Annotated in this window: 25 protein-coding genes; 1 reads left to right on the plus strand and 24 read right to left on the minus strand. The window is 62.0% G+C overall.

Features of this window, described 5'->3' with window-relative positions; all coding sequences use genetic code 11:
* Nucleotides 1-57: 57 nt before the first annotated feature.
* From AC22G1_RS17920 to AC22G1_RS18000, 17 genes are read right to left on the minus strand one after another with little or no spacing between them, the layout of a single operon-like run.
* Complete coding sequence (locus tag AC22G1_RS17920) at nucleotides 58-4,569, minus strand: DUF6701 domain-containing protein (RefSeq protein ID WP_487314559.1); 4,512 nt, start codon at nucleotides 4,567-4,569, stop codon at nucleotides 58-60.
* Entirely contained in the window at nucleotides 4,566-4,976 is a 411-nt protein-coding gene (locus AC22G1_RS17925; RefSeq protein WP_464949576.1) for a pilus assembly PilX N-terminal domain-containing protein, read from the minus strand. The genes AC22G1_RS17920 and AC22G1_RS17925 overlap by 4 nt, the downstream gene beginning before the upstream one ends.
* Nucleotides 4,966-5,796, minus strand: a complete 831-nt coding sequence (locus AC22G1_RS17930) for a prepilin-type N-terminal cleavage/methylation domain-containing protein (RefSeq protein WP_487314560.1) — start codon at nucleotides 5,794-5,796, stop codon at nucleotides 4,966-4,968. The genes AC22G1_RS17925 and AC22G1_RS17930 overlap by 11 nt, the downstream gene beginning before the upstream one ends.
* Complete coding sequence (locus AC22G1_RS17935; RefSeq protein ID WP_487314561.1) at nucleotides 5,796-6,296, minus strand: type IV pilus modification PilV family protein; 501 nt, start codon at nucleotides 6,294-6,296, stop codon at nucleotides 5,796-5,798. Before AC22G1_RS17935 ends, AC22G1_RS17930 begins: the two co-directional genes overlap by 1 nt.
* Nucleotides 6,297-6,316: 20 nt before the next feature.
* On the minus strand, nucleotides 6,317-6,766 hold the full coding sequence (locus AC22G1_RS17940; RefSeq protein ID WP_487314562.1) for a prepilin-type N-terminal cleavage/methylation domain-containing protein: 450 nt from the start codon (nucleotides 6,764-6,766) through the stop codon (nucleotides 6,317-6,319).
* A 29-nt stretch (nucleotides 6,767-6,795) separates the two neighbouring features.
* The gene (locus tag AC22G1_RS17945; RefSeq protein WP_487314563.1) at nucleotides 6,796-7,245 is read right to left on the minus strand and encodes a type II secretion system protein; all 450 of its coding nucleotides are present in this window, start codon (nucleotides 7,243-7,245) and stop codon (nucleotides 6,796-6,798) included.
* Nucleotides 7,246-7,281: 36 nt separating this feature from the next.
* Nucleotides 7,282-7,857: a type II secretion system protein gene (locus tag AC22G1_RS17950; protein WP_487314564.1), complete on the minus strand. Its 576-nt coding sequence runs from the start codon at nucleotides 7,855-7,857 to the stop codon at nucleotides 7,282-7,284.
* Complete coding sequence (locus tag AC22G1_RS17955; RefSeq protein ID WP_487314565.1) at nucleotides 7,854-8,318, minus strand: hypothetical protein; 465 nt, start codon at nucleotides 8,316-8,318, stop codon at nucleotides 7,854-7,856. The genes AC22G1_RS17950 and AC22G1_RS17955 overlap by 4 nt, the downstream gene beginning before the upstream one ends.
* Nucleotides 8,282-9,493, minus strand: a complete 1,212-nt coding sequence (locus AC22G1_RS17960; protein WP_487314566.1) for a type II secretion system F family protein — start codon at nucleotides 9,491-9,493, stop codon at nucleotides 8,282-8,284. Before AC22G1_RS17960 ends, AC22G1_RS17955 begins: the two co-directional genes overlap by 37 nt.
* Nucleotides 9,490-11,208, minus strand: a complete 1,719-nt coding sequence (locus AC22G1_RS17965) for a GspE/PulE family protein (RefSeq protein WP_487314567.1) — start codon at nucleotides 11,206-11,208, stop codon at nucleotides 9,490-9,492. Before AC22G1_RS17965 ends, AC22G1_RS17960 begins: the two co-directional genes overlap by 4 nt.
* The gene (locus AC22G1_RS17970) at nucleotides 11,205-12,299 is read right to left on the minus strand and encodes a tetratricopeptide repeat protein (protein WP_487314568.1); all 1,095 of its coding nucleotides are present in this window, start codon (nucleotides 12,297-12,299) and stop codon (nucleotides 11,205-11,207) included. Before AC22G1_RS17970 ends, AC22G1_RS17965 begins: the two co-directional genes overlap by 4 nt.
* Nucleotides 12,296-13,147, minus strand: coding sequence for an ExeA family protein (locus AC22G1_RS17975; RefSeq protein WP_487314569.1), 852 nt, complete (start codon nucleotides 13,145-13,147; stop codon nucleotides 12,296-12,298). The genes AC22G1_RS17970 and AC22G1_RS17975 overlap by 4 nt, the downstream gene beginning before the upstream one ends.
* Nucleotides 13,126-14,793, minus strand: a complete 1,668-nt coding sequence (gene mshL / locus AC22G1_RS17980; protein ID WP_487314570.1) for a pilus (MSHA type) biogenesis protein MshL — start codon at nucleotides 14,791-14,793, stop codon at nucleotides 13,126-13,128. The genes AC22G1_RS17975 and mshL overlap by 22 nt, the downstream gene beginning before the upstream one ends.
* Nucleotides 14,794-14,800: 7 nt before the next feature.
* Nucleotides 14,801-15,139: a hypothetical protein gene (locus AC22G1_RS17985; protein ID WP_487314571.1), complete on the minus strand. Its 339-nt coding sequence runs from the start codon at nucleotides 15,137-15,139 to the stop codon at nucleotides 14,801-14,803.
* Complete coding sequence (locus tag AC22G1_RS17990; protein ID WP_487314572.1) at nucleotides 15,096-15,761, minus strand: hypothetical protein; 666 nt, start codon at nucleotides 15,759-15,761, stop codon at nucleotides 15,096-15,098. Before AC22G1_RS17990 ends, AC22G1_RS17985 begins: the two co-directional genes overlap by 44 nt.
* Nucleotides 15,748-16,344, minus strand: coding sequence for a PilN domain-containing protein (locus tag AC22G1_RS17995; protein WP_487314573.1), 597 nt, complete (start codon nucleotides 16,342-16,344; stop codon nucleotides 15,748-15,750). Before AC22G1_RS17995 ends, AC22G1_RS17990 begins: the two co-directional genes overlap by 14 nt.
* Nucleotides 16,334-17,170, minus strand: a complete 837-nt coding sequence (locus tag AC22G1_RS18000; protein WP_487314574.1) for a hypothetical protein — start codon at nucleotides 17,168-17,170, stop codon at nucleotides 16,334-16,336. Before AC22G1_RS18000 ends, AC22G1_RS17995 begins: the two co-directional genes overlap by 11 nt.
* 160 nt (nucleotides 17,171-17,330) lie before the next feature.
* Here AC22G1_RS18000 and AC22G1_RS18005 point away from each other — a divergent pair, with 160 nt between their 5' ends.
* The gene (locus AC22G1_RS18005; RefSeq protein WP_487314575.1) at nucleotides 17,331-18,140 is read left to right on the plus strand and encodes a 1-aminocyclopropane-1-carboxylate deaminase/D-cysteine desulfhydrase; all 810 of its coding nucleotides are present in this window, start codon (nucleotides 17,331-17,333) and stop codon (nucleotides 18,138-18,140) included.
* Here AC22G1_RS18005 and AC22G1_RS18010 read toward each other — a convergent pair.
* The 7 genes from AC22G1_RS18010 to AC22G1_RS18040 all read right to left on the minus strand — a co-directional run bounded on the left by AC22G1_RS18010 (nucleotide 18,135) and on the right by AC22G1_RS18040 (nucleotide 26,875).
* On the minus strand, nucleotides 18,135-19,973 hold the full coding sequence (locus AC22G1_RS18010) for an EAL domain-containing protein (RefSeq protein WP_487314576.1): 1,839 nt from the start codon (nucleotides 19,971-19,973) through the stop codon (nucleotides 18,135-18,137). The two genes, AC22G1_RS18005 and AC22G1_RS18010, sit on opposite strands and share 6 nt — an antisense overlap.
* A 120-nt stretch (nucleotides 19,974-20,093) precedes the next feature.
* Nucleotides 20,094-21,041, minus strand: a complete 948-nt coding sequence (locus tag AC22G1_RS18015) for a LysR family transcriptional regulator (RefSeq protein ID WP_050659029.1) — start codon at nucleotides 21,039-21,041, stop codon at nucleotides 20,094-20,096.
* Between the two features lie 31 nt (nucleotides 21,042-21,072).
* Nucleotides 21,073-21,948 carry an efflux RND transporter periplasmic adaptor subunit gene (locus AC22G1_RS18020; protein WP_487314577.1) on the minus strand — a complete coding sequence of 292 codons (876 nt, stop codon included), beginning with the start codon at nucleotides 21,946-21,948 and terminating at the stop codon, nucleotides 21,073-21,075.
* Nucleotides 21,949-21,966: 18 nt separating this feature from the next.
* On the minus strand, nucleotides 21,967-22,176 hold the full coding sequence (locus tag AC22G1_RS18025) for a DUF1656 domain-containing protein (protein ID WP_050659027.1): 210 nt from the start codon (nucleotides 22,174-22,176) through the stop codon (nucleotides 21,967-21,969).
* Nucleotides 22,166-24,307 carry an FUSC family protein gene (locus AC22G1_RS18030; protein ID WP_487314578.1) on the minus strand — a complete coding sequence of 714 codons (2,142 nt, stop codon included), beginning with the start codon at nucleotides 24,305-24,307 and terminating at the stop codon, nucleotides 22,166-22,168. The genes AC22G1_RS18025 and AC22G1_RS18030 overlap by 11 nt, the downstream gene beginning before the upstream one ends.
* A complete protein-coding gene (locus AC22G1_RS18035) occupies nucleotides 24,297-25,736 on the minus strand; it encodes an efflux transporter outer membrane subunit (RefSeq protein WP_487314579.1) in 1,440 nt (479 codons plus the stop codon). The genes AC22G1_RS18030 and AC22G1_RS18035 overlap by 11 nt, the downstream gene beginning before the upstream one ends.
* Before the next feature lie 254 nt (nucleotides 25,737-25,990).
* Complete coding sequence (locus tag AC22G1_RS18040) at nucleotides 25,991-26,875, minus strand: CopD family protein (RefSeq protein ID WP_487314580.1); 885 nt, start codon at nucleotides 26,873-26,875, stop codon at nucleotides 25,991-25,993.
* Between the last annotated feature and the right edge of the window lie 67 nt (nucleotides 26,876-26,942).

A 26,942-nucleotide genomic window follows, 5' to 3' on the forward strand; every position in this document is an offset into this window, starting at 1 on the left:
GTCAGCCGGTGATTCAGTTTTATTTGTTTTATTCAGATATCCAGGGGTTACTGCCTGTTATTCAGGCGGATTATTGCCCCAGATCTCCTGCCAGTAAATTTGCCGGTCATTGCCATGGAAACGGCCAAAATAGGCCGTTGCCTGAGGATTGCCGTTGCTGCTGCCATCCCAGGTGAATTTAAGCCAGTCGGCAACCGCCGCTTCAATGCTGACCTGGCCAGCACTGCCAGGGGCGCTAAGCGCCAGCACCCCATAGGGACTGGTGCCCGCAGCTAAAGTTCCGCTACTGCCCATGGCGCTGGTCCCAAGGCCATTGGTGCCGGTGGGAAAACGCAGGTCGCCATACGCGGCGGCGGTGCAGCTGTCGTCACTGTTGGCCACAAAATAGTTGCCGTTCCAGTACTGGGTGTGCAGCGAAATGGGCAGGTTTTCGTTCTCGGGACCACTGGCATCGTCCAGAACCGCCCGGCCATAACGCAGGGAGGCAATAGTACCCCACAGCGTGCCGCCGGTCAGGGCCATGTTTTGTGACGCCATTCGTGTTTGTCGGCCCCCGATGCGGTTAGCGGCGCTTTCACCGTCGTTAAAGACCGCTCCCACCTGCACATTGGCAAAGGGGCCTTCGGGGGCGTTGCGGGCAAACAGGATGTCACTGTTACTGAAATTCGCAGCCTGGCCCAGGTTCCAAAGGGGCGCCGGGCCGTTATCCACCAGCCTTGCCGATTGGTCGGCGCCGGCAAACTCGCTCACATACCCCAGGCGGCCCAAGGCAAAAGCGCCGGTGTAGTTGTATGTGCGCTGGCCCTGCACGTTTTGGGCGGTCAAGGTGCCACTTAAGGTGAAAGGCTGGCCGATATAGGTGTAAGGATTGGCCGCGTCGCAGCTGCCGGTAAGCACCTGGCCGCTGAGCAGCACGGTGGCTGGCACAAACTTGCCGATGGGCTGGCTGCGAGAGCTATTGATGCTGGTGCCAAAATAGCTGGGCGGCGCCGCGCTAAAAGAAAACACCCCCACTTCGCTGACCGACTGGCTGACCTCGGCCAGGGCATCGGTTGCCAGGCCATGGTCGTAACTGCTGGTGCCAACAGTGCCGCTTTGGCCGCCCGCAGGGGCCAAAAGCGCGGCTCCGAGGCTGATACCGCTTTGGCGATAACTGGGGGTATTGATGGGGTTGGCGCAGTAATAGCCGCCCTCGCCGGTGGCGCTGTCCCAGGCTTTGGCAATGAGTTGCAGCGGGAAGGCTTCACCGGCGTAGCGGTACAGGTGGCAGCTGGCGTCGCTGGCGCTGCACTCCCCGGCGCTGCTTTGGCTTTGGATACAAAAGCCCACCGGGCGGCTGACAAAACTGTCTGAGCCGCTCATCACCAGGCCGTTTTCCTGCGCGGTGCCGGTGTAGCGGGCGTTAAGCTGCATGCGCCCGGCGTCCTGGTAATTCACATTAAGGGTGGCTTCGCCCTGGCTGTTAAAGGTGAGCTGCTGGCTGGTGGCCTCGCTTTGCTGGGTGCCAATAGCCACGCCATTGACCGACACCGCCCTGAATACCTGTTTGTCGGCCCGGATTGGGTCTTCATAGTTGGACCACAGCGCCAGGGTTTTGGTGGTGCTGGCAAAGGCCGGCACGCAGCGCTGGCTGGTGTCGCTTTTCTTCACGGCCTTAAGCACCGCGCTGGCGCCCTGGTTGGCGATAAAATCCGGCACATCAAACACAAAGCCGCTGTCGGCAAAGGTGAGATTGCAGTTGCTACTGGGAGCGCCGCCGTCGATGGAGCACAGGGTCTGGCTGAAGGCTTCGGTAGCCGGGGTGGAGGACGGCACGTCCAGGGTCAGGGAAGCGGCCGTGCCCTGATGCAGGCTGACAGTGGTGCTGCCACCGCTAAAGACCACCGGGTTGGCAGGCCAGCCACTGGCGGGGCTTAAGGTGGCGCTGACTTCATCGGTGTAAAGCTGGCTGCAATCGGCGTTGAGGCAAGCCTTGATGGTGACATCATGGCCGGTGCAGGTCAGAGCATTAGAACTGTAATCGAGCTCGAAATGATGAATTTGCTGGCCCAAGTCGCCAAGCTGCGCGGCGCAGACCTGCAGGTTGTCTATTTCGTGGTAGTTGGAGTTGGCCCCGGTGGAGCCGGTAAAAGACAGGAAGAAATTTTGCGGCAAATTGCTTTGGGTCAGCTGGCCCAAGGCATTGTAGTTGTCGATAAGGGTGACAAAACCGTTGCCGTTATCCCGCTCCACCTTGACCACAGCGCTGCTGGGGCCGCCGCTGGAATCGAGGGTAACCCGGTAGCGATGCCCCGGCGCCGCCACGTTGGAAGACCGGGCGTCGATGGCCGGGCTCAGGTTGGCGCTGGTGCCGGTGAGGTAGCGATAGCCACTGGTGCCACTGCCGGAGCCGCGTAGCGCCACGGCGTTGGTGCGAAAACCGGGGCCCCCTTCTCGGCCCTCTGAGGCGGCCGAATAGTTGCCGAACTCGTCCAGCCCCACCCCCAGCCAGCCACCGGCAAAACCGTTAATACCGGTTTTCTGGGCATAGCCCAGGGAGCCGCCGTAAGCACCGGCCCTGGGGGTAACGCTGGCATCGGAGAAAATAGCCGCCATGCCGTCGGCGCCGCTACCGCTGTTTGGCGACCAGCCGTAATAGTCGAACTGCACTATCACCAGGTTGTCGCTGGCCGGCAGCAATTTACGCAAGGATACCGCTGTGGCTTCTTCGGTCTGGTCCTGGGTCAGGCGCAGCCGGCCATTGACGATAGAGGGCGCAAAACTGCCCCTCGAAGACGACACCGCCCAGTCATTTCCCAGGCTGGCGCGGTTAAAGTCGTCGGTAAAGCACTGCAATGACTGGCTGCAAGCGGTGCGCTCGGTCATCAACAGCGCCACCTGGCTGTCGGTCAGGGCCGTGGCGAAAATACGCAACTCATCAAGGGCACCGTTGAAGTAGTAGCTGGCATTGCCGTAATAGCCCCCCACTTGCAGGCTTGAACTGTTGCCGCCGCGCAGATTCTCGCTGTTGGTACTGAAGGCGTTTTCCACCCCATTGATAAAGATGCTCTGACGCCCATAGCGATAACGGATGGTGACATGACTCCAGCTGTTGGTGGGCAGGGCCAGATTGCTAGTCAGGCTGCGGCTGTAGGGGCTCCACTGCCACCACCAGTAATCGGCCCCTTCCCACTCCCAGACCAGGCGGCCATCGGAGCGCAGGTACAAGGTGTAGTTGGCGGCCTTGGTCACCAGCACCATGGTATTGCCGCTGCTGGCCGGCTTGACCCACAGGCTTAAGGTCATGGCGCTGGTCATGTCCAGCAGGTTGTTGTCAGCCGCTTCCAGGTATTGCCCCTGGCCACGGTTGAACACCCCGTAACGGCAGGTTCCTTGGCCATCAACCGTTGGCAGCGCCGGGGCGATAAGCTCAGTGCTGGCGCCATTTCGCGCCGTGCCGTTAAGGCCATTGCCGGAGCTGTCTACCACCTCACCGGCATTGGCGCTGTAACTGTTTTCACTCAGGTGCCAACTCAGCACCGGGGCACTGCCATTGCAGGCATTGGCCGGGGTGGAGCCTGGCAGGCAGGTACCGTAGACAGTACTGCCACTGTTGACGTTGACTGTGGAGTAATTAGGCGCCGTGAGGTGGCCATAGACCGTGGTGTTGCCATTAAGGCTGATGGCGCCGGAGACCGAGTCGATGGTGACGTTGGTGTTGGCAGAACCCAGGGTGCTGTTGGTGATATCCACGCTGCTGGCGCCGCTGATGCTGCCACCGGTCAGAGTGACATTGGTAAAGCTGGCCGGGTTATTGTCGGCCACAAAATCACCGCTGAGGGTTCCGCCGGTAATGTTCAAACCGGAATGCGCGGTGGCGCCGCTTTGCAGGTTGGTGTTCTGGGTGGTGAGAGTACAACAGCTAGTGGTTACAGCCCCCGAAATGGTACCGCCGGTCAAGCTGATGCTGCCGCTGTTGGCAGTGATGCTGCCCTGCACAAAGGTATTGTTGGTGGTGATGCTGTTGCCACCAGTGACGTTGCCACTGATGGTGCCGCCGGTGAGATTGATGGCGCCGTTACTGGCGGTAACACTGCCGCCAATATCGGCGTTATTGGTGGTAATGCCGTTGTGGGCGCTGATGCTGCCGGTGACGGTGCTGGTAGTGAGGCTCAGGGTGCCGTTGGTGGTAATGCCGCCGGTGACAGAGGTGCCGGTAAGGTTGATGGCGCCGCTGGAGCTGCTGACATTACCGTAGATACGGGTGGTGGCACTGCTGGTGATGGCGCCGTAAGTCGATTGCAGGCTGATACCGTAATAGCTACTGCCGATGGTGTTGTTGCTCAAGTTAAAACCGGCGTTGGCAACGATAGTGCTATTGGCAAGCGCCGAGATAGTGTCGCCAGAGGCCAGGGTAATGCTGCCACTACAGGTATAAACGCTGCCGCTGCGCGACCAGCCGCCGGTGCCGGCGCTGCAGGGAATGCTTTTATAGGTGTTGGCGTTAAGCGGCGTGCTGAGGTTATAGGCGGTCGCCCGCGCCAGCAAAGGCGTCAGCAGCAATAGGCCCAGCAATAACATCCTTTTCATTGGCTTACCTCCACAGACAAGGTGCGGCTGGTGGTCAGGCGCCCGCCCTGGCAACTGGCGCGGCTGGTGACCCTGGCCACAGCCGGCATATCGTCTGAGCTGGGCACATACTGGCATTGCACCTCGGCCTGACACCCCGCCAACCCTTCTGCGTTGAAGTGTTGCTGAAAGTCCGTAAAACAACCAGCCAAGCCACTGTTATTCATAGGGTAAAGCTTTACCAAGCCCCCTTGCAGGCCGCTTTCGGCGGCCAGATAAGCGCGGGTGCCCCACACCTCATAAACCACGGTACCCGACTGGCGCGCCAGCATCGCCGCCAGCCCCGCTACCAGCAGGCTCATCACCACGATAATAAACACCGCCATCATCAGGGCACTGCCCTGCTGGCGCTTAGCGTCAGGGCACATTGGGCTGATGGACCTCGAGGTTGAAAAAGAGATCGTCCTGGCTGAGGGCTTCAAAGCGCAGCAGGATATGCACCACGGCGTTGCGGGTCAGCGTGGCGCTGTCATAACGAAACAGCGGCTCGCTGCTATCGGCCAATTGCTCGGCGATGAGCTGGCCGCCAGCAAGGCCGGCCCCCGGCGTCGGCTGGGTGGCACTCAGCCCGTAGAATTGATAGCGATAAAGGCCACTGCCCTGGCGGCAAAAACTCACCGGCGAGGCCCCCAGGTAAAGGCGGTGGCTGGGGGAATCCTTGGCGTAACGGCTAGCCTCGGAAAGGGTCAGCAGGTAGAACCCCTGGCTGTCGTAAGCCGAGCCGGTCAGTTGTTGGCTGCGCCGGTCAGTGTCGCTGGGGGCGTAGAGCTGGCCGGGCTGGGTGGGGTTGATGATGGCCCAAAGCTGGTTGCCGAAAAAATCGCTGTTCCAGCTGATGCTGTCGCCACTGGCCGGGGTTGAGCCGTCCGGCGGTAACCAGCGGGCCTTGATGGTGCTGGCGCTCTCTGGCGCTAGTGGCGCCTGCAAATAACGCATGGCCGCCACGATAGGCACAAATTCCACGCAATTGCCGCCGCTCGATACCCGCACCGAGTTGGGCACGGCGTTACGCAGCTCGCGGGTGAGGCGCTCTACCGCAAAGCGGCCCTGGCTCAGGGTTTGGGCGCGCCCGGCGGTGTCGGTATAAAGCTGGGTGCCAAAGCGCAGGTAGCCGTAACCGCCAAGGCCAATCACCCCCAGCAGCACGATCACCGCAATCAGCTCAATCAGGGTAAAGCCCCGGCTCATCACCAGTTCCCCCTGTAAGCGCTAAAGACAATATCGGTGCCTTCCGGGGTGGTCACCGCCACGTCCACCCGTTTGGCCTGGCGGTTATCAAGGCCAAGGGCGGCGCCGTCATACACCACAGTGACCTGCACCCGGTACTGGTTGTAAATATCGGCAAGGGAAGGGTCGAGGTTATCTACCACCTGGGCGCCACTAAGAGACAAGCCGTTAAAATCGTCAACATCGTTGTAGTCGTGCCAGCTTGGCTCGCCATCTGGCCCCAGGATGTTGGAGCAGGCTGGCACCGCCGGAGTGCCGGTGTCGTCGCAGCGGCGCCCCGAGAGCGGGCTTTGCTGGTCAAAACGCCGGGCCAGAATGCTGTTTAGCAGGCTTTGGCCAAGCTCGGCGGCCCGCACCTGATGCCAAGGGTCGGTGCTGCGCACCGCCAGCGGCAACAAACTGGCGCTGATAAGGGTAATGGCGATGCCCAGCACCACCATGCCCACCACCAGTTCGAGCAAGGTTACTCCTTGCTGGCGCCTTAGCATGGGTGGATATACCCCTGGCTTTCGATGCACAGCGCCGCGCTTTGCGCTGACTGCACCTCAAGGCGGCAGCCGTTGTTGCAACTGCTGGCCTGGCCCATGGCGTTAAAAACCAGTGTTGTAGGCAAAGCCATGGTGCTGGCGCCGCTGGTTAAGGCCAGAGCGGCGCTGCCTGCGTCAACGGTGAGGTCGTCTTCGGCGGTTAGCGCGCAATTGGCGTCAGCCACCCGCACGCTGTGGCTGGCGACCAGCAGGCTATGGCAACTGCTGGAATCGGTGCGCTGCATGGCCTGCATCTGCACCTGGCGGGCCAGCGCCAGGATCTGGTCCCGGGTCACGACATCGTCGACCCCAGACCGGTCAAAAAAGCGGCTGCCTATGGCAACCGAGAGAATGCCCAGCACAATAATGACCGTGACCAGCTCCACCAAGGTGAAGCCGGTCATGGGCCGGGTTATGCCGGGGCTTGCTTGCATTAGTTGGCAGCGCAGTCGCTGCTGATAGTCGGGGAACCGTTGGACGCCGCCGGAGCTTGATAACTAACGGTACAAGTACTGTCGTTGTTGTAAGTAAAGGTATAAGCCGCGCCGCTCACAGCACCCGCCCAAGGCGAATCAATTTCAACGGCCTTGGCAATACCGTCGGCAGAAGCTGCAGGGTAGCCGTACACCAGAGCCACGGTGTCGTTACCGTTGACAGTGACGGATTGTGAACTGTCGCCGGTATTGGTTTTAGAGGCGATCAGCGCCTTGGCATACACCAGTTGGCTAGCGCCTTTGAGGGAAGCCTCAACGCCGTGCGCAGCCGCTTCCTTGGCATCATCTTGCAGGTTGATGAACTTGGGTACGGCGGTGACGGCCAGGATCCCCAGGATGATGATCACCACCACCAGTTCGATAAGGGTAAAGCCCTGTTGTCTGTTCATAACGTATTACTCCATTTGCTTGTTGCGTATTGAGGCCTAATTGTTGTTGTACGTCATCACCTTGCCGGTGAGAGGCTGGTAGGTGAAGCTGTTGCCCACGCCGGCGGTGTTGTAATCACCGGCCGCCGGAAGCGAACTCTTGTTGAGGGTGGCGATAAGGTAGTAGACGCAGGTATCGCCGCCGCTGCCATTTTGCAGCCGCACCAGATAGCGGTTGCTGCCGATGTTGCTGTCGCTGGTGGTGGCCCGTGGCGGGCTTTGCAATATGGCGTCCAGCACCGCCAGGCAGGCATCGGTGCTCATGCCGTTGGCATAGGCACCGGCCAGCCCTACAGGATAGCCGTTGGTGCCGTCCACATAGATTGTTTCGTTATCCAGCGTCACCGAAGCGCCGGCCCCGTTGGCCGCGCCTTGGGGGCGCCCTTCCACTTCCCACTCGGCGCGCACCAGGCCCACGGCGCTGGCAAAACCACCGGCCACGCCCTCGACGGTGGCGTCTTCGGCGCTGTCGGTCACATCCAAAAAGCGCGGCAGCGCCACCGCCGCCAGCAGCCCGAGGATCACAATCACGATCACCAGCTCGATAAGTGAGAAACCCTGTTGCCCTTTCACTGCCCTTCTCCTTGTTTGAATGCTTCAACTCGGCCGCTATGGGGCCAGTAGTCAAAGCCGTCTTCCTCAACTGCAAAGCGGCAAAAATCGCCTTGCCAGCTTATCTGTACGCTGTCGCCGCCAAGGCTTGGCGGCAAACCAAAATCCTGCCAGAGCGCCTCGCAAGGGGGCGCCGGCCAGCCATATTCATTGATGGCAATGGGCCGGCCCTGCCAGGTCACCGCCTGGCCCTTTTGCGCCATGGCCAGTACCCTGACCTGGTCCAGCTCCTTCAAAAAGCTTTGCTGCGCCTCGCCCATCCAGGTGCCGGCCAGAGCCTTGTCGTCGGGGCTTCGGCTCAGCAAGGTGGCCACCAACAGCAGCACAACCACCAGTACCGCCAGCAGCCTTAACCGCCGCTGGTAGATAACCGCCGTTACCACCCTCAGCTCTGGCCCTTGTAGGCGCGCATCAGGTCCCACATCGGCAGGAATACCCCCAGCGCCAGCAGCAGCACCAGACCCGCCACAAACACAATCAAAATGGGCTCGATGCGGGCCGTGAGGTTGGCCAAGTCGTAATCCACCTCCCGCTCGTAAAAACCGGCGGTTTCCAGCAGCATTTCGTCGATGTTCCCGGTTTCTTCCCCCACTGCGAACATCTGCAGAATAAGGGGCGAAAACAACTGGCTCTGGCCGCCGCTTCTGAGCAGGCTCTCGCCGCCCTCGATACCCTGGCGCATGGCCAGGATTTTGTTCTTCATAAACTGGTTGTCGACGGCGTCGGCCACCAAGCTCAGCGCCTGGGGCAGCGGCACCCCGGCTTTTAGCATCATGCCGAGGCTGCGGGCAAAACGGGCCAGCAGCGCCCTATTGATAAGCGAGCCAACAATGGGCAGCCGCAGCTTGCGGGTGTCCCAGAACAGGCGCCCCTTGTCGGTTTGCAGCCAGCGCAGCCAGCCGGTCACCGCCGCGCCAATGGCCAGCAGCATCCACAGCCAGTAGTGCACAAAAAAGTCCGAGGTCCCAACCAGAATGCGGGTGGGCAGCGGCAGCTCTGCGTGGAAGCGTTTGAAAATTTCGGCAAACTGCGGGATCACCTTGAGGTTGACCACGGCGATGGCAATGGCGATGGCGATAATGACAAAACTGGGGTAACGCACCGCCGATTTAACCCGGCGCCGGGTTTCTTGCTCCTGGTTTAGATGGTCTGAGAGCTGAGCAAAGGCCTCATCCAGGCGGCCGGTGTTTTCCCCTACGTGGATCATGCTGACAAACAAGCTGGAAAACACCTTGGGGTGGCGGCTAAGGGCGGTGGAGAGATTACGCCCCGCTTCCAGTTGGGTAGCCACATCCGCCAGCACCTTGCGCAGCACCTTGGACGGGCTGGTTTCGGCCATGCCAGCCACGGCCCGCAAAATGGGAATGCCAGCCTTGCTCAGAGAATACATCTGGCGGCACAGCATCAGCATGTCGTCCAGTTCTACCCGGCCTTCAAAGAGATTGAAGCGGATGGGCTGGCGAGCCGGGCGCAACGACTCGGCGCGAATACGCCGGCCCAGAAGCTGCTCGAAAGCCGCCTCTTCAGAGCCCGCATCCACCAAGCCTTTGACCACCTGGCCGCGCTCATCCTTGCCGCGATAGTAGAATTGGCTCAAGCCTCAACCTCCGCGCTGTCCCAGAGTTTGAGCACTTCCTCGGCCGAGGTGACCCCCTGGCGAGCGTAATCAAGGGCCATCTGCACCAGTGGCCGGTACAAGGGGTGGCGATGGGCCGCCAGGGTAAAGGCCTGAGGGTCTTGGCTGCGCATGGCCTCGTTCATGGCGCCGTCTAGCTCCAACAGCTCAAAGACGCCAATCCGGCCCCGGTAGCCGGTGTGGTTGCAGGCCTGGCAGCCGTGGGGCGCCTTGAAGCCGGTTTCATCCAAGGGGCCTTGATTGAGCTGTTCGAGCAGCAGCTTGTCTTTGGGGTCCAGCGGCTGGGGCCGGGCGCATTTGCTGCAAAGGCGCCGCACCAGGCGCTGGGCGATCACCGCCCGCAAGGCGCTGGCCACCAGGTAGCCCTGGGCGCCCATGTCGATAAGGCGCAGAGCGCAGGTCACTGCGTCGTTGGTGTGCAGGGTCGACAACACCAAGTGGCCGGTGATAGCGCCGCGCAGGCCAATTTCCACCGTTTCTTCGTCCCGCATCTCCCCCACCATCAGGATATCGGGGTCGTGACGCAAGGTGGTGCGCAGCACCTGGGAGAAATCCAAACCAATCTTGTGGTTGACCTGCACCTGGTTGATGCGCGGCAGGCGGTATTCCACCGGATCTTCCACGGTGATGATTTTCTTGGACGCCTCATTCAGCTCGGCCAAGGCGCCGTAGAGGGTGGTGGTTTTCCCCGAGCCGGTGGGGCCGGTAACCAGCACCATGCCGTGGGGGCGCTTGAGGTTGCGGCGCAGATGAGCCACCAAGTCCGCCGGCATCCCGGTTTGTTCCAGGGTCAGCAAGCCTGCCGATTGGTCCAACAAACGCATGACCACCGCTTCGCCGTACTGCACCGGCATGGTGGACACCCGCACATCGATGCTGTGGCCGCGGATCTGCATATGAAAACGCCCATCCTGGGGCAGGCGCCGCTCGGAGATATCCAGCTCCGCCATCAGCTTCAGGCGCAGCACCAGGGCGCTGGCTACCCGCGCTTCCTTGAGCACGTTTTCGTGGAGCACCCCATCGATACGCTGGCGAATGCGCAGCTGGTGCTGCTCGGGCTCGATATGGATATCCGAGGCCCGCATCTGCACCGCGTCTTCAAACAGCGATTGCAGCAGCCGCGCCACGGTGGCGCCGCCTTCGCCGTCGTCCCGGGCCAGGGTGCCAAAATCGAAATCGGCGGTCTGCTGGTGCTCTTCTTCGAGCTGCGAGGCAAAGCTGGCGATTTCCTGGGTGCGCCGGTAAAGGCCATCAAAGGCATTCAGCAGCTGCGCTTCTTCCACCACCGCCAGGCGCAGCTCGCGGGGGGCTAGGCGCTCTTCCAGGGCGTCCAGGGCCTGCAAATCGGCGGGGTCCGACATGCCAATCAGCACGCTGTCGTCGTCCGCCTCCAGCACCAGGGCCCGGTAACGGCGGGCCAGCACTTCGGGAATGAGCTTGGCAAGGCTGGGGTCGAGGCGCTTCTCGGCGATATCTAGATAGGGGATCTTCAGCTGCTGCGACAAAAAGCTCAGCAGTTGCTGCTCACTCAGATAGCCAAGCTCCACCAGGGCGCGGCCCAGCTTGCGGCCGAGGCGGTGCTGGCTGGCGAGCGCCTGTTGCAGCTGCGCTTCGGTGATGATGCCTTCGGCAACCAGCAGGTCGCCCAGGCGGGTTTTCAGTCGTGGTTGGCTCATGGTGTCTTTTCCAGTGCCTGCCAGCGGGCGCGGGCATATTGGCGCGCCTCATCAGACAGGGAAGCGGCGCCCAGCGCCTTTTGGTAGGCCGCGGCCGCTTCACTTGATTGGTGCAGGCCTTCAAGGGTGAGGCCAAGGGCCACCCACAAGCGGCCGTCATTGGGGTAGTGATTGGCAAGCTCCCGGTATTGAGCCGCCGCACCGGTTAAATCGCCACTCAAACGGGCCAGCTCGGCTTTGAGTTGCAGGCCGCTGCGGCCTGTTGGCGGCATCATCTGCAACTGCTGGTAGGCCTGCTTGATATCGCCTTTTTGCACCAATACCCGGGTCAAAGCCAGGCTGACCTCGGCGTCGCTATCGCTCAGCGGCAGCAAGGTGGTGATGGCGTCGTCCAAACGGCCCTGCTGCTGATAGAGGCTGGCCAGGGCCAGGCGGCTCGGTTGGTGCTGGCTATCGGCGGCCAGGGCCGCTTTCCAGTCGCCCTCGGCTTCCAGCAGCTGTTGCTGCTGCCAGGCCAGCAACCCACTTTGATAAAGGCGCTGGGCCTGCTGGGCCGGGCTTAGCAGCTCGCGCTGCACTTTCGCGGCAGCAGGGATAGCAGCCTTGGCAGGAGCCGCTGTCACAGGCGCAGCGGCTTTAACGGCAACGGTCTCGGGCAAGGGCCCGGCCTTGGGCGCAGCTTTTGGCGCTTTTGCCTCAGTGACCGGCGCGCTGGCCGGTGCCTTAGGCTCAATCGCAGGGGCCGGTTTCAGCCCGGCTTTGGGCGCCATGGGCTGGGGGCTAGCGTCGGCTTTGGGCGCCGCCTCGCGGGCCGTTATCTCTGGCTTGGGAACAGCGGTCTCTTTCGGCGCCGGGCTTTGCGGCGCCTTGGCGCTTGCCAGCAGTAGCGGCGCTGAAGGCAGCAACGTGGCTTGGTTGGTGGCAACATCGCCCCGGTACCACCAGCCACCGGCCGCCATGGCAAGGGCGGCCGGCACTGCCAGCAGCCAGGGCCAACGGGCTTTTGGGGTAGCCTCAAAACGGGGCTGGGGCCCGGCTTGGGCGGCACCTCTTTTGTCGAGATCCTTGAGCATCTGGTTCAGTACGCTCATAACAAGGCTCCTGCCGCCCGGTAGCAGCTTTCGGTGTCGCGAATAGCCAAGCGCATCTGCCGCCAGCCGGCCTGTTTAAGGCCCTTGCCAAAGGCCAGCAGCAGCGCCTTGTGGCAAAGGATATTGACCAGTCTCGGAATGCCCCTTGAAGCGCGGTACAACGCCCACAGCGCGGCGCGGCTGAACAGCATCTGGCCACTACCGGCGCAGCGCAGCCGGTGGCCAACGTAGTAGCGCAGCTCCTGGCGGTTCATGGCCCTTAGCCGGTAATGAAAGCTCACCCGCTGGGCCAGTTGGCGAAGGTGATGCTGGCGCAGCCTGGCGTCAAGCTCCGGCTGGCCAAGCAGCACCACCTGTAGCAATTTGCGTGACTCGGTTTCAAGGTTGGTCAGCAGCCGCAGCGCTTCGAGGGTTTCATCGGGCAGGGCCTGGGCCTCGTCGATAACAACCACCGGCAGCCGGCCATTGGCGGCCAGGCCAATCAACTGGCGCTGCAACAGGTGGCCGAGCTGCTGCTGGTCGATATTGCCGGCTTGCTTGAGCCCCAGCTCCATGGCCAGCGCCCAGCGCAGCTCGCCAGGGGTGAGGTCCGGGTTGGGCAGATAAGCCAGGGTAAAAGGCGCCGCCAGTTCCGAGAGCAGGCGGCGGCACAGCAGGGTTTTACCGGTACCCACTTCGCCGGTCACCTTGATAAAACCTTCGCCGTCGGCCAGCGCCAGCTTGAGCACATCCAGCGCTTCAGCATGCATGGGCAGATCGCAATAAAACGCCGTACTGGGGGTCAGCCCAAATGGCTTGTCGCTGAGGCCGAAGTGCTGCAGGTACATCAATGGGCCTTGGGATACCATTTATCCAGCAGCTCCCGGGACCTGTCCACCTGGGGCGCCCAGTCCTGGCTGCCTTCGATGACCATGGGCTTGAGCAAAATCACCAGCTCGGTTTTCTCTTTCACGTCGCGGCGGCTGGTAAAGAGCTCGCCAAGGCCGGGTATATCCCCAAGCAGCGGGGTTTTGGAGACCTGCTGGCGGGTGTTGGTGCGCATCAGGCCGCCAATCACCACCACATCGCCACTCTTGGCCCGCACTATGGTGTCGGACTCGCGGATGTCGCTGTGAGCCAGCGGCAGCACGGTCGGCTCATCAGAGCCGGAGAACGACAAGGTTTTGATTTGCTCGGAGACATCAGTAACCGAGGGGTGCACATGCAGCAGCACGTGGCCGTCGGCAGAGATCTGCGGGGTTACATCCAGAGCAATGCCCGAGAAAAAGGGCGTCAACTGGATGCCGTTACTGATGGTGTTGGTGCTGGTGCCGCTGTTGGTGAGCTGGGACTGCACATCGGTAACGAAGTATTCGTCGCTACCCACCTTGATCACCGCCTTTTGGTTATTGGTGGCGGTAATGCGCGGGCTGGACAGCACCTGGGTGTCGCCCTGGGTGTCCAACAAGTTGATCACCGCCGAGAAGTCGGCGTTGTTGAAGGTCAGGGCCGTTACCCCGCCCAAGGTGGCAGAGAGTGCGTTGGACGGCGTTACCCCGGAGGTGGTGAGGTTAAGGCTGGTACTGGAGCGGCCATCAAACAGCGCCTGGGTCCAGTTGATGCCCTGCTGGTACTCGTTGCTTAAGGTCACCTCGACAATCTTGGCCTCCAGTACCACTTGGCGCTGCAGGTGATCCTGGGTCTGGGTGAGAAAATCCTTCACGTTACGCAGATCGTCAGGGTAGGCGCGCACCGTTACCAGGCCAGCCAAAGGGTCTACCGCCACCATGCGGCCGTCGCCTTTGCCAACCATGGCGTTGAGCACTTTTTCGAGCTGGTCCCACAGGTTTGCTTCGGAGCGGGACTCAAGGCGGGTGCCGGAGGTCATCTGGTTGCTGTTGTTGTTGAGCGAACCGTTGCCGTTATTGCTGTTGTTGTTGTCAAAGCCACTGTTGTTGGAATAGTTGCCGTTGCTGTTGTTGCGGTTGTTTTCGGTCAACTGCCCGGAGGTAATGGAGGTACGCGACAACCCCTTGCGGCTCATCAGCAGGTAGTTCACGGGAATGGTCTCGGTGCGAAGCCCAGCCGGGTATACCCGCACCAGATTGCCCTGGCGGCGGATGTCGTAGCCGTAGAGATCTTCAAGCACCGAGAACACGTCAGCCAGGGTGACGTTATGGAGATCCAGCGTCACCTTGCCGGTTACCCCCGGATGCATGGCCAGCGAATAAGGGGTGCCTTTGACCAGCCCCGCCAGCAGGTCCCTTACGTCGGTGTCCTTGGCTGAGACGTTAATGCGCTGCTCCGGCATCGGCGGCGGCGCCACCAGCCCGGAAAGCAGTTCCTTTTCGAGAGCCGCCGGCGGTTTTGGCGCCGCCGGTTTGGCCGCTGCCGGCAACTGACGTTTGACATCGGCAACGCCACGGTTGGCATTGCGCTGCGACGGGCTCTGGCAGGCAACCAACAGGGCTGCCATCAGCAAGGTCACAGATTGGGTGGTTAACCGTCTTAGCATGGGTTCCTCAATGTCCTGTCGGGTTTACCGCTGTTACGGCGTTATCGTCGAACAGCTTGAGCAGCTCTCGACGGTTGCCGCTGACCAGCGACACCTGATTCTTGTCGATATGGCTGAGGGTCCAGCCCTGCACTTTGTCCCCTATGGCCAGCACCTGGCCATTGATGATGGCCCGCGCCGGGCGCGTCTGCAGCACCGCCGACAGCACCAGCGGCGCCTGGGGCTGGCGGCTGGCCTGGCCATGGTTGCCCGGCGGCCGGGTGGGGTCTTTTAGCGCCACGGCCTGGGCCCCGGCCCCGGCGCTAAGCGCCAAGATAATGAGGACTGGTGCCCAAGGTGTAGACATGGATCTGGATCTCTGCGTCAGGGTAATGGTCTTGTTTGAAGTCCAGGCTCTGCCAGTAAAAATGCCAGGGCAGTTTCTCGACTTCCTTCAAAAAAGTCAGGGTGGGCAGGTAACCGCCCTTTAAGGTCAGGCTCAGGCCATGGCGATAAAGCTGGCCTTCGGCTGGCGCCTTGTCATCGGCGGCCTTGGCCTTGCCAGTTTCTTCGCCCAGGCTCAGCGGCTCTGGTGGCAGGCTTTGCAGCTTCACCAGTTGCAGGTCGCCGGTGCCAGAGAGCAGCGCTTGCAGTAAAGACGCCATCGCCTCGGGCGGCACCAGAGACTGGGTGCGCTCGGCAATGGTAGCGTCCAGCCCTTTGCGCTCGGCGATCAGCTGCTCGATGTCCTGGCGCAGCTTGGCGTTGGGGTCTTGGGAGAGGCGCGCGTCCAGCACCGCTATCTGGCTTTGGGTCAGGTTAAGGGTGCTGCGCTGCTGGGTAATGGCCCTTTTAAGGGCGCTGTTTTCACTCAACAGCGGCTGTAACCAGCTAAGGCCGAGGATCCCCAGCAGCAGCACCCAACCGGCCACCATCACCAACACTTTTTCACGAAGTGCCAGGGCCGAGAACCATTCAAGGAGCTTCATTGGCGCCTCCGCTTTTGAGGCTAAAGGCCAGGGTGCCGTCTTGCTCCTTGTCGATACCGACGGTGGCAAACTGGCGCCCGGCCAGAGCCGGCTCTTTGGCAAAGGTCTGTACCCACTTTGGAATAAGGGGCGCCTTGGTGGCGTGGCCGCTCAGGCTCAGCTGCTGGCCGTTGATGGCGATTTGGTCCAGCCACAGGCCGTTGATACTGCGTTGGGCCAGGGCTTCGAGCACCGGCGAAAAGCCCTGCTGCGGCAGGCTGTTAAGCTCGTCGATACGGGCCAGCAGCGCCCGGCTGTTGTCACGGGCCTTGGCTATCACGTCACGCTGGGCCACCAGGGCAGGGTCTGGCAGCCATTTTTTCAGGGCTGCTTCCTTGTCGGTGAGCGCTGTTTGCAGCTGTTGCTGGCGGGCTTTGAGTTGCCGCTGCTGGGCTTCGAGGCCACTTTTTTGCCAGTAGCCCAAGCCAAGGCCCAGGGCCAGCAGCGCCAGCAGCAGCGCCCAACTGAGCAACATGGTCTGGGCGCTGAGGCGCTCGCGCTTAGGCAACAGATCCGGGGTGAGCAGGTTGAGGTTATGCTTCATGGCCACCTCGCAAGGCGCCAAGGGCCGCCCAGTCGGCGCAGCGCTGCTCAAAAAAATCGTCCAGCGGCAGCACCGGCACCGAGAAGGTGTCGCTCAGCAGCGGCGCCAAGGAGCTGTCCAGCAGCTCGGAAAGGGCCAGCAGGATGCGCTCGGCTGGCGGCTGGCGCAGCTGGCTTTCCAAGTAATCCAGGGCGCGCTGGATATCCAGCGACAACCGCTCGGCCAGGATGTAAGGGTCCAGCTCGTCTTGGGTGAGGCGATAGCCCTGCAGCCAGCGGGAGAAATAGAGCATGCCCTGGTGGTAGATGGCCAGCAGCAGGTCGCCGTCGCCGTTAAGATTCAGCACCAATACCGGCCGGCCGTCTTCACCGGCGCTAAAAAGATGGCGCAGGCTCATCTCTTCGTTGCCGATGGACACCACCTCGGCAGGCATCGCCTGGCAGATGCCGCTCAGCAGCTTCTTGCTGGCACAGACCACGTTGACCCGCTCGCGGCCGATGGGCTGGGCGGGCAGATCGTAATAATCAAATTGCAGATCTTGGGGCGGGATGGGCACGGCGTCCTTGAGGGCCCAGAACAGCTCTTCGGTCACCGGCTCGGTGGCGGGCTTGTCCACCGACAAGCTGCTCAGCTCGCTGTGGGGCAGCACCAGATGAACCTGATCCTGCGGCTGCACCGGCAGCGTCGCCAGTAGCGCGGGCCACTGGGCCGGGCCCTGGCAGTCAAGGCGGGTTACCTGGCCGTCATCGCTGACCAGGCGCACGGCCTGTTGGCTGAGCCCGACTCCCCATTGGCGGGCGGATTTCTTACGGTGGAACCATGCCATTTTAGGTATCTTCTACTCCCTGTTCAGCGTTCGGGGCCGTTCCCGTCGACGACAAAGTGGCAACCTGATGTTTAACACTTCATCCAAATCGCTTAATCAACGCATCACAGTGCCTAGCGTACTGGAAAAAAAGGTTTTTTTAACCATCAAAAGGGATGATTTGCTCGATCCTTTGATATCGGGCAACAAATGGCGAAAGCTCAAATACCCGCTGGCCGCCGCCAAGGCCAGCGGTTGCCCCGGAGTATTGAGCTTTGGCGGCCCCCACTCCAATCATTTGAGCGCCCTGGCCAGCGCCTGTGCCCGGCTTGGCCTTGCCAGCCACGGTGTGGTGCGCGGCCATCAGCAGCTCACCCCCACTGTTGAGCACTGCCAGCGCCAGGGCATGACCTTGAGCTTTGTCAGCCGCGAGCAATATCGCCTTCGCCACGACAGCCAGTGGCTGGCGGCCTGGCAGCAGCGTTTTGCCGGTTGGCTGGTGCTACCGGAAGGCGGCTCGGAGCCAGCGGCCCTGGCCGGGGTAGCCGAATTGGTGGCAGAGCTCAGCGACCCTTTTGATGAGATTTGGACGGCGGTGGGCTCGGGTGGCACCTTGGCCGGCTTGGTGGTGGGCGCCGAGGGGCGCGGCGAGATTGTCGGGGTGATGGCGGTAAAGGACCCAAGCCTTGAGGGGCGCATCGAAGCGCTGTTGGCCGAGGCAGGTTGCCCGCACCGCAACTACCGGCTGGTACGCGGCTTCGAAGGGCCGGGTTTTGGCAAGTTCACCAAGGAGATGGCAACAAAAATGCAGGCCCTGGAGGCCACGCTCGCCATCCCTTTGGAGCCCATCTACACCGGCAAGCTGCTATTGGCCTTCTGGCAGCAGCTTGAGGCCGGGCTCCTTGATGGCAAACATATCGTGCTGCTGCATAGCGGCGGCCTGCAGGGCCTTGAGGCCCTTCGCCAGCAAGGGCGCTGGCCTCGGTTATAACGGGTCCCAGGCGCCGTGGCCAAAGAGTGGCCCTTCACCGGCACTGACCCCAAGCCGTTGCAGGCAAAGCCGCTCGTCGTTGTCGACAATGCCGGTGGCCACCACCTCGGTATTGCTGTCTACCGCCTTTTGCACCAGGCGCTGCACCCACAGCTGCTGTTCGCTGTTGCGGTGAATTTGCCGCACCATGGAGCTGTGCAGTTTGATAAGCCGCGGCGGAATGTCCTGCCAGGGCGAGCGTTTGGAATGTTGGCCAAGGCGTTCCACGGCAACGCCCACCCCGATGGCGCCCAGCTGGCGCAGCGGCTCGGCCAGGGTATTGCCGTGCTGGGCCAGCTCGAATTCGGTGACGCTCAGCATCAGCTGCGGCAATAAATCCCGCACTTCCAAAAGCGCCAGTTGCAGCCAGCGGCTAAAGCCGGGTTTGAGCAAGGCGTCAACACAGATGCGAAACACCAGCCGGTGGCCCCGGTTGCGGGCCTGGCCCAACTTGGCCAGCAGCAATTGCAGGCACAACTTGGTCATGGCCTCTTCCTGGCCTACCCGGCAGGCCATGGGCATAAAGACGCTGTCGTCGATTTTCTGGCCCTTGGGATCGGTGATAAGGGCCCTGACCCGCAGGTGATGCACGTCGCCGTCCAGGCTATGTACCGGCTCGGTCACCAGGTTGACGCTTTGGCGGCCCAGCACTTGGTCCAGCAAGGTGCGCCAGCGCACGCTGCCGGTTTCCACCTGGGGCATGGACTCCACATCGGCGGCCATGACTGCGTTCTCACCCTGCAACTGGGCGCCGCGTAGAGCCATGGCGGTTTTATCGAGCACCAGGGCGGTATCGTCACCGGCCTGGTAGAGGGTCCAGCCCAGGTGCAGCCAGTCGTTGCCGGTCAGGCCCTTGGGTTTTTGCAGCCGCTCCAGATCCTTGATTAACCCCAGGGCGAAGCTTTGACCGTCCTTGGTGGGCATCTGCGGCAGCAGCAGACCGTATTCGTCGTCATCCAGGCGGCTCAGCACCGCATCGGGCCAGCCCTGGGCCTTGTCTTGCATCAGCAGCACCAGTTGGCGCTGCCATGGCTCGAAGTCGCTATCGGCTACCCCATCGAGGTTGCTGAGCTCCAACAGCATCACACAGCCAATGCGGTTGCCTTCGGACTCTTGCAACCAGGTGGCCAGGCGCTGCTCGAAAAAGAGCCGGTTACCCAGGCCCGTGCGCTCATCCAGCCAGGCGGCACTGTGCAGCAGGCCGTCCAGCTGTTGCTGCTGGGCCTCGAGGGTGTGGATACGTTTTTGCTGGCCAAGCAGCCGGGCACGGGCCTCTGGAAAGCTGCCCTGCTGGGCCACCTGGCCGCTTTTGGCTTCGGTTTCAAAGGTGGCCACCTGCTGGCGCTGCTGCCAGCAGCTCCTGGCCAGGCGAAACAGCAACCACAGCAGCAGCAGCACCCCCAGCAGCATCGGCAACATGGCCACAAAGACCTGCTGCCAGGGCATGGGATGGTGGTAGAAGGTCAGGCTCAGCAGCCGCTGGCCGGTCAGGCGCAGCTCCACTCGCTGGTAGTCGCCGATGCCGGGCACCTGGTTGCGGGTTTGCAGGCGCGGCTGGCCCTCTACATAGAGCGACGCCGCGTGGATGTCGGCGTCGTCGGTGAGGGCGTCCCACAAGGCGGGCGGCGGCGTTTGGGGATAAAGGGCCACCACTCGGCCCAGTTGCCGGGCCTTGGCCAGCATGTGGGCGTCGTGTTGCTGGTGGGTCAGTACCAGGGTTAACCAGCGGACGCCGGCCAGGGCCAGCGTCAAGGATAAAATCACTGCAATAACAAAAGGTAAGCGCTTTTCCATAAGCCTTGCCGGATATGAATGCCAGGTCCATTTAACCAGATGGCAAGCCAATGTCCATGGCAAGTATCGGTTAAATCTTAATAACTTAGCGCCAGATCCCCTTTTATTAACGCCAGCCGCTCAGACCCGCCGAGACAAGCTCAGCTCCTGCACCAGTTGCTCGTCTGTGGCTATCCACTCGGGAATAGCTTGGCGCAGCAGCTCGACCCAGGTTTTGACTTTGGCATCCAGATACTGGCGGGAGGGGTAAAGGGCGTGGATGTTTAAATCCTGCAGCCGGTATTCGGGCAGCACCCGCACCAGTTCGCCACGGCGCAGCATGTCGACCGCCGAATACAAAGGCAGGGCGGCGATACCCAGGCCCCCGGCGGCAGCTTCGGCCACCGCGTCCCCTACATTGGCTTGCAGCGGCGAATGGCCAAGCTCGACAGTGATGTGGCCGTCGGGGCCTTCCATTTCCCAGTTGTCCATGGGCAGTACCGGGCTTAGCAGCCGCAGGCAGTCGTGCTCTTTGAGATCTTCGGGGGTGCGGGGCTCGCCCCTGGCTTTGAGGTAATCGGGGGAGGCGCACAGCACGCTGTAGGTGCGGCCGATAACCCGGGAAATCAGGCTGGAGTTGGGCAGCTGGGTGCTGAGCACTATGGCCATGTCAAAGCCCTCTTCCAGCAGATCCGGGATGCGGTTGGCCAGGGTCAGTTCGAAGGTAACTTCTTCATATTGCTGGCGGTATTGATTGATGGCGCGAATGGCATAGTGCTGCCCTACCCCGGTCATGGAATGCAGCCGCAAGGTGCCACGGGGCCGGGCGTGGGCGTCGGCCGCTTCGGCTTCGGCCTCTTCGATGATGGGCAGGATTTGCTGGCAACGGAGCAGGTAGCGCTGGCCCACTTCGGTGAGGGCCAGCCGGCGGGTGGAGCGATGAAGGAGCCTTGCCTGCAAGTGGGCTTCGAGGTTACTGACGGCCCTGGACACGCTGGCCGTGGTGGAATCGAGGTTACTGGCGGCAGCGGTGTAACTGCCGGTTTCGGCCACCTGCATGAAAACCCGCATGTTGTGCAAAATATCCATCATCTCTCCTGTTCAAATTGTGCGTTCGGGCTTAGCCGGCCCGAGGCTGCTGGGGCTTGACGATCACCGTGGCCGTGGTGCCCGCAGCCAGTACCAGCCCTGGCGGGATGGTATCGATATGAATGCGTACCGGAATGCGCTGGGCCAGACGCACCCAGGTGAAGGTGGGGTTCACATCTGCCACCAGTTCGCGACTTTCCGGGTTGTCCCTGTCGTAGATGGCGCGGGTGATGCTGTCCACATGGCCTTGCATCACCTGGCCGCTCATCAGTTCTATACGTACCGGGTCTCCTACCTTGATCCGCGGCAGTTTGTTCTCTTCAAAGTAGCCATAAACCCAGTAGGAATGCTCGTCCACCACCGCGACTTGCGGCACACCGGCGGCGGCGTAGTCGCCCTGGTGCACGTTGAGGTTAGTGACGTAACCGTCCACCGGGGCGCGCAGCTCGGTGCGGCTGAGGCTCCATTTTGCCTCATCCAGCTTGGCCAGCGCTTCTTGGTATTCGGCCTTGGCCACGGCAGCGCCGTTGGAGGCGTCGTCCAGGCTCTCGCGGGACACCACCTTGCGGTCCAGGGCGATACGGCGCTGGGCCTCTGACTCGCGCATTTTAAGGTTGGCCTTTTTGGCCGCCACCAGCGCCTCGGCCTGCTCAACCGCGATTTGGTATTTCTCGGGGTCGATGCGCAACAGCAGATCGCCCTTTTTCACCTGCTGGTTGTCGTTGACCGGCATCTCCACCACCCGCCCGGAGACGTCGGAGGCCACGTTGATGATGTTGGCCCGCACCCGGCCGTCACGGGTCCAGGGAGCCTGCATGTATTGCTCCCACAAGCGCTGGCCAGTAAGGGCGGCGCCGCAGAGTACAGCGATGGTGACGGCGTAGCCGATAACCGATTTCAGTTTCATGATGCTAAAACCCGATATTCAATAGATGAAAAGCGCAAAACCACTGAAAAGCAAAATAAAAAGCGAAACGCGAAACAGCGAAGGGTGCCAGATCCAGTCATACAGCCCCAGCCTGGCCACCAGCCGGTCCAGGCCCCAGGTCAGGGCCATCACCGCCAGGAAGATCACCATCAGCGAAGGCAGTAGCAGCCCTTCGAGCGCCGTTTCCCGAAAACCGTCACTGAGCATGGTCAGCTCCTTTATGGCAGCGTCGGTACAAAATGGAATGCCGGTCCAGCAGGGTGGTCCGAGCAAAGTGCAGGTAACTGACCACCCGCCGTAGCGGCGAGCGGTCGAAATGGTCTTGGGCGCCCAGTTGGCCTTGCAGTTTGGCCAGCAGTACGTCCAGCATCTGGCGGGCCACCATCAGCTCGTTGGCCGAAGGAGCCATAAACAGCGCCACCAGTTGCTGTTGCAGGGCGTTAAGTTCCCGGTGCCAGGGCGCTGGCGCCATGGCCGCCACTTCCTGGCGCCAGTTGAGCATGGCGTGGCCCACTTCCTGGACAATCAGGCTCCACTGCACCAGCTCGGTTTGCACGTCAGGGCGGCGGGCGGCCAGGCCATAAACCTGGCTGAGAATGTCGCGGGTGCGGCTGTCAAAACGGCCGGGCAGGCTGCCGAGGTCGTCATCAGCCACCATGGCCAGGGTGGCGCGAAGGTCGCGCTCCCAGGCCCGCCACATCCAGCCACTGGCCGGGGGCAACAGCACGCTATTGGCCACCGCCGCCAGCACCGCTCCCATAAAAAGGCCGCCGTAAGCGCTGATCACCGACAGCGGCGCATAAACAGTGGGGTTGGTGGGCACACTGCCCATGGAGAACATGATCAAGAGCCCCAGCCCAAAGCCGGCCCAGGCCGGTTTCATGGTGATATAGGTGCCCAGCATCACCACCGGCAACAGCGCCATCAGCAGCAGCGGCAAGCCGTCGATGAGCGGGTAGACATAGACGCTCTCAATCACCCCGAACACGCCGCCAACAAAGGTGCCCATGGCCATTTGCACCGCCAGCTTGCTGGGGTTGGGCATACCGGAAGACAAGGCGCAGATGGCCGCGGCGTTAACCAGCATGTAAGGCCCGGCCTGCCAGTCGAGGGCAAACCAGATGGCGCCGCCCACAAAGATGGCCGCCGCCGCCCGCACTCCGGACACCAAGGAGGCCAGCAGGTTGGCCTGGGAGGCAAAATCGCCCTTCCATTGCTCCCGCACGTGCAGCCTTGCCGCCAGGGCGTGGTGGCTCTGGGCGTAGGTGACCAGAGCCTCGGTAAAGTGATAGAGCAGCTCGGCGGCGGTATTGAACTCCAGCAGCGCCGCTTCATCCTCTTTGAGCGGCTGGCGACAATCGCGGATTTGGGGCATCAACCGGCCTTGGAATTGGCCGATAGCCTCTGCCAGACGGGCCGCCTCTGCCGGGCTCATCATGCTGTCGGGCCAAGGAGCAAGTTCGCCTTTAAAAGCCGCCAGGCAAGGTTCAAGCGCCGCCAGCACCTGCTGCTGGCCGTTCTCCTGTAAGCGCCGCAACTGGCGATGCAGGGCATTAAAATGGGTCAGCAAGCCTAAAAAATCGTTATTGAGCTGAATCAACCGCTGGCTGCGCAGGCGGGTGTGAGGGTCCTCAATGGCTGACGCCGAGCGCATGGCCTCCAACCCCACCGCCTGGGTGGCAAACTCCACGTTAACCTTGCGCAGCACCTGTGGGTCCTGGCCATCCAGGTGCTCTAGCACGAAGGCGGCAAAGCGGCCAAAGCGACTGGCCACCGAGGCATTCATGGCGGCGTGGCTGGTCTGGGGGAACACCAGCACACTGACCAGGGTGGAGCAGAAAATGGCCAGGGCAATTTCCAGCACCCGCCAGATGGCATCAAGGATGGCGGTTTGTGGGTGCAAGGAGGCAGGCAGGCCAATCAGCGCCGCGGTGTAACCGGCCAGCACAAAGCCGTAGAAGCGCCAGTCGCGGTAACGGGCGGCGCCAGCGATACAAAACCCTATCCACAGCGACATGGCGCCCAGAAACAGCCAGCGCTGCTGGGCAAAAAGCCCCAACAGCACCACCATCACTGCCAAGCCCACCACCGAGCCCAGCAACCGGAAGATGCCCTTGGCGATCACCTGCCCGCTTTGGGGCTGCATCACGATAAAGACGGTGATCATGGCGGTGCTGGGCTTTTGCAGCTGCAACACCATGGCCAGCGACAGCGTTAAAAAAGCCGCCAGCACCACTTTGAACAGGTATACCCACACCAGACCGTCGCTGCGGGCCCAGGCCCGGGCGGCCTGGCGCCAGTCATCGCGGCTGGGCAGACGCCAGGCGTCAGTGGCCATGCGCGGCTTCCTTTTCCGGCTGCATCTGGGTCAGGGTGGGGCTGTCTTTGTCAGCCAGCAAACCGCCGCCCAAGGCGACTTGCAGACCGGCGTGAGCCGCCAGCCGCGCCGCCACCAGCTGCTCGACCACCAGCTTTTGGGTAAAGAGGTTTTGCTCGGTGCTGAGTACGTCCAGGTAATCGCTAAGGCCGCCTTCGTAAGCTTTTAACGTCAGGTCGTAACTTTGCTGGGCTAGGGCCACCGCCTTGGCCGCCAGCAGCTGCTGTTTGTCCAGCGAATGCAGGCGAATAAGCTGGTTGGAGATCCCCTCCAGCGCGCCCAGCAGGGTCTGGCGATAATGGGCCACGGCGCCGTCGTAATCGGCGCTGTAGGCGGCCAAGGTGTCACGGCGGGTGTCACCATCGAGAATGGGCAGCGACAACACAGGCCCGGCCGAGTAGGTGAACTTGTCGCGGCTCAGCACATCCAGCATGTTGCCGTTCACCGCCGACAGGCCAATGGAGGCAGCCAGGTTGATGTTGGGGTAGAAATCGGCGCGGGCGGCGTCGATATCGCGGGCATAAGAGGCCACCTGCCAGCGGCTGGCCACCACATCGGGCCGGTGGCCCACCAGCGCCAGCGGCACTACATCGGGAATGGCTGGGGCCTGGCTGAGGTTAAGGCTTGGCCGTTGCAGGCTGGCGCCAGCGGCTGGAGATTGGCCAGCCAGCACCGCTATCTGGTTGCGGCTCAGTTGCAACTGCTCGTCCAGATCTTCCATTTCCCGCTCAAGGGCGGGAATGGGGGCCTGGGCCTGAGTCACATCCAACTCGGTACCCAGGCCGCCGTCATAGCGCTTTTGCACCAGGGCCAGGATATGTTGCTGTTGGGCCAGCAGCGCCGTTTTTACATCGTACTCGGCATACAGCAGGGAAAAGCGGATATAGGCCCGCACCAACTGCCCGGCCAGGGCTAGCTGAACCGCCTGGCCTTCGGCGACCGACACCTGGGCCCGGTTCAAGGCCGCCTCGGAGCGGTTTTTCTCCCGGCCCCAGAAATCCAGCACATAGGAAAAGCCCAGGCCAACACTGTTGTCCCAGGTATTGGCGCCATAGAGGGCGCCCGGGCCATAGAAATTGTCTTTTGCCCATTTGTGGCGCTTGATGCTGGCATCGACACCCAACTTAGGCGACTCGTCACCGGCGGTCAGGCCGGCAACGGCCATGGCACCACGAATACGGGCCTCGGCCTGGGCCAGGCTGGGACTGTCGGCCATGGCTTTGACCAGCCAGGCATTGAGCTGGGGATCGCCAAAAGCCTGCCACCAGTCCTGGCGCGGCCAGGCGGCATCTTTGCGGGCTGCTTTAACCGCATCATCAAACACCAGGGCCTGGGCGGCCTTGGCATCGGCCTTGGGTCCCAGCCCTTCAGAGCTGATACAGCCCGTCATTGTTACGGACAAAGCAAAAACACCGCTAAGGCAAAGCCCGCGGCGTAGAGAGAAAAGATCCACCAGAGACATTCCCAGAGTTGGAAAACAAAAATGGGGAAAGCGATAACGGTGCCCAATCTACCGATCGCGGCGAAAGACCGAAAGAGAAGCGCCAGACAAGGAACTGTTACGTTTAGAGAAGTAATGCCAGTTTAACACCCTGTCGTCTGGGCCAGCGGCGTGCAAGAGTGAGCGCGCCACTGCCCGGTAGGTCAACCCGGCCCCGGCAGCAGGGCCAGATAAGCGGTAGCCGCCAGCAGGCTTAGCATCACCAGCCCCTCGATGACGATGGAGCGGGCCAGTGCGCTGGCATCAGGGGACGTTGCCAGGGTGGGAACCAGCTTCCATTTATGGCGCGCCGCCAGCAGCAAAACGCCCATCACCAGCAGCAGCTTAATGGCCATCATCTTGCCGTAGGGGCTGACCCCTAGCTCGGGCAACACGCCAATCAGGATCAAAGCGCTACAGCCGGTAATAAAGAGCACCACCAGCACTACTGCGGCATCGTCACCAAAACGGGCCATGATCGGGGCCGCCTCGCGGCCACCTAAGGTGCGGCTCAGATACCACAGCGGATAGAGCGCTCCGAGCCACCAGCCCACCGCCAGCAGGTGCAGGGCTATCAGCACCTGCCCCACCCCGCCCATATCCAGGCTGTGGCCGTTTCGTGTGCCGCCAATGGCCATAAAAATAGCCGCCAAAGCATAGAGAATGGGCAGCAGCGCCTTACCCGCCAGCAGCCGGTAAAAACCGAGGCGAAGGCCAAGGGCCACCATCACAACAAGCGCCGCTGCCGCCAGCCGCCAACACAGGGCCGCCCCTTCGGGGCTCAGCCACAGTAGCGCCAGGGCGGTGGTATCGGTGATGCCACTCAGGCCCTTGCCGGAAAAGCTGCCCACCAAGGATAGAAAGTGCCCCAGCGCCATCAGCGCGCCGCCCACGCCACAAAAGAGGCCATAACGCCCCAGATGGCGGTGGATGCCCTCGCGCCCCGGCAGGCGAAACAGCGCCATCACCTGAATGAAAAGGGCGCCGATGGCACTGCACAAGGTGAGGTAGATGCCCCACTTGGAGGCAACAATCAGCACTGGCCACATGGTTCGCTCCTGCTTGTTGTTGCGGCAAGAATACCAGCAACCGGGCCAGTATCCTCACGAGAAAAGC

The organism is Gallaecimonas zhanjiangensis (assembly GCF_057624825.1).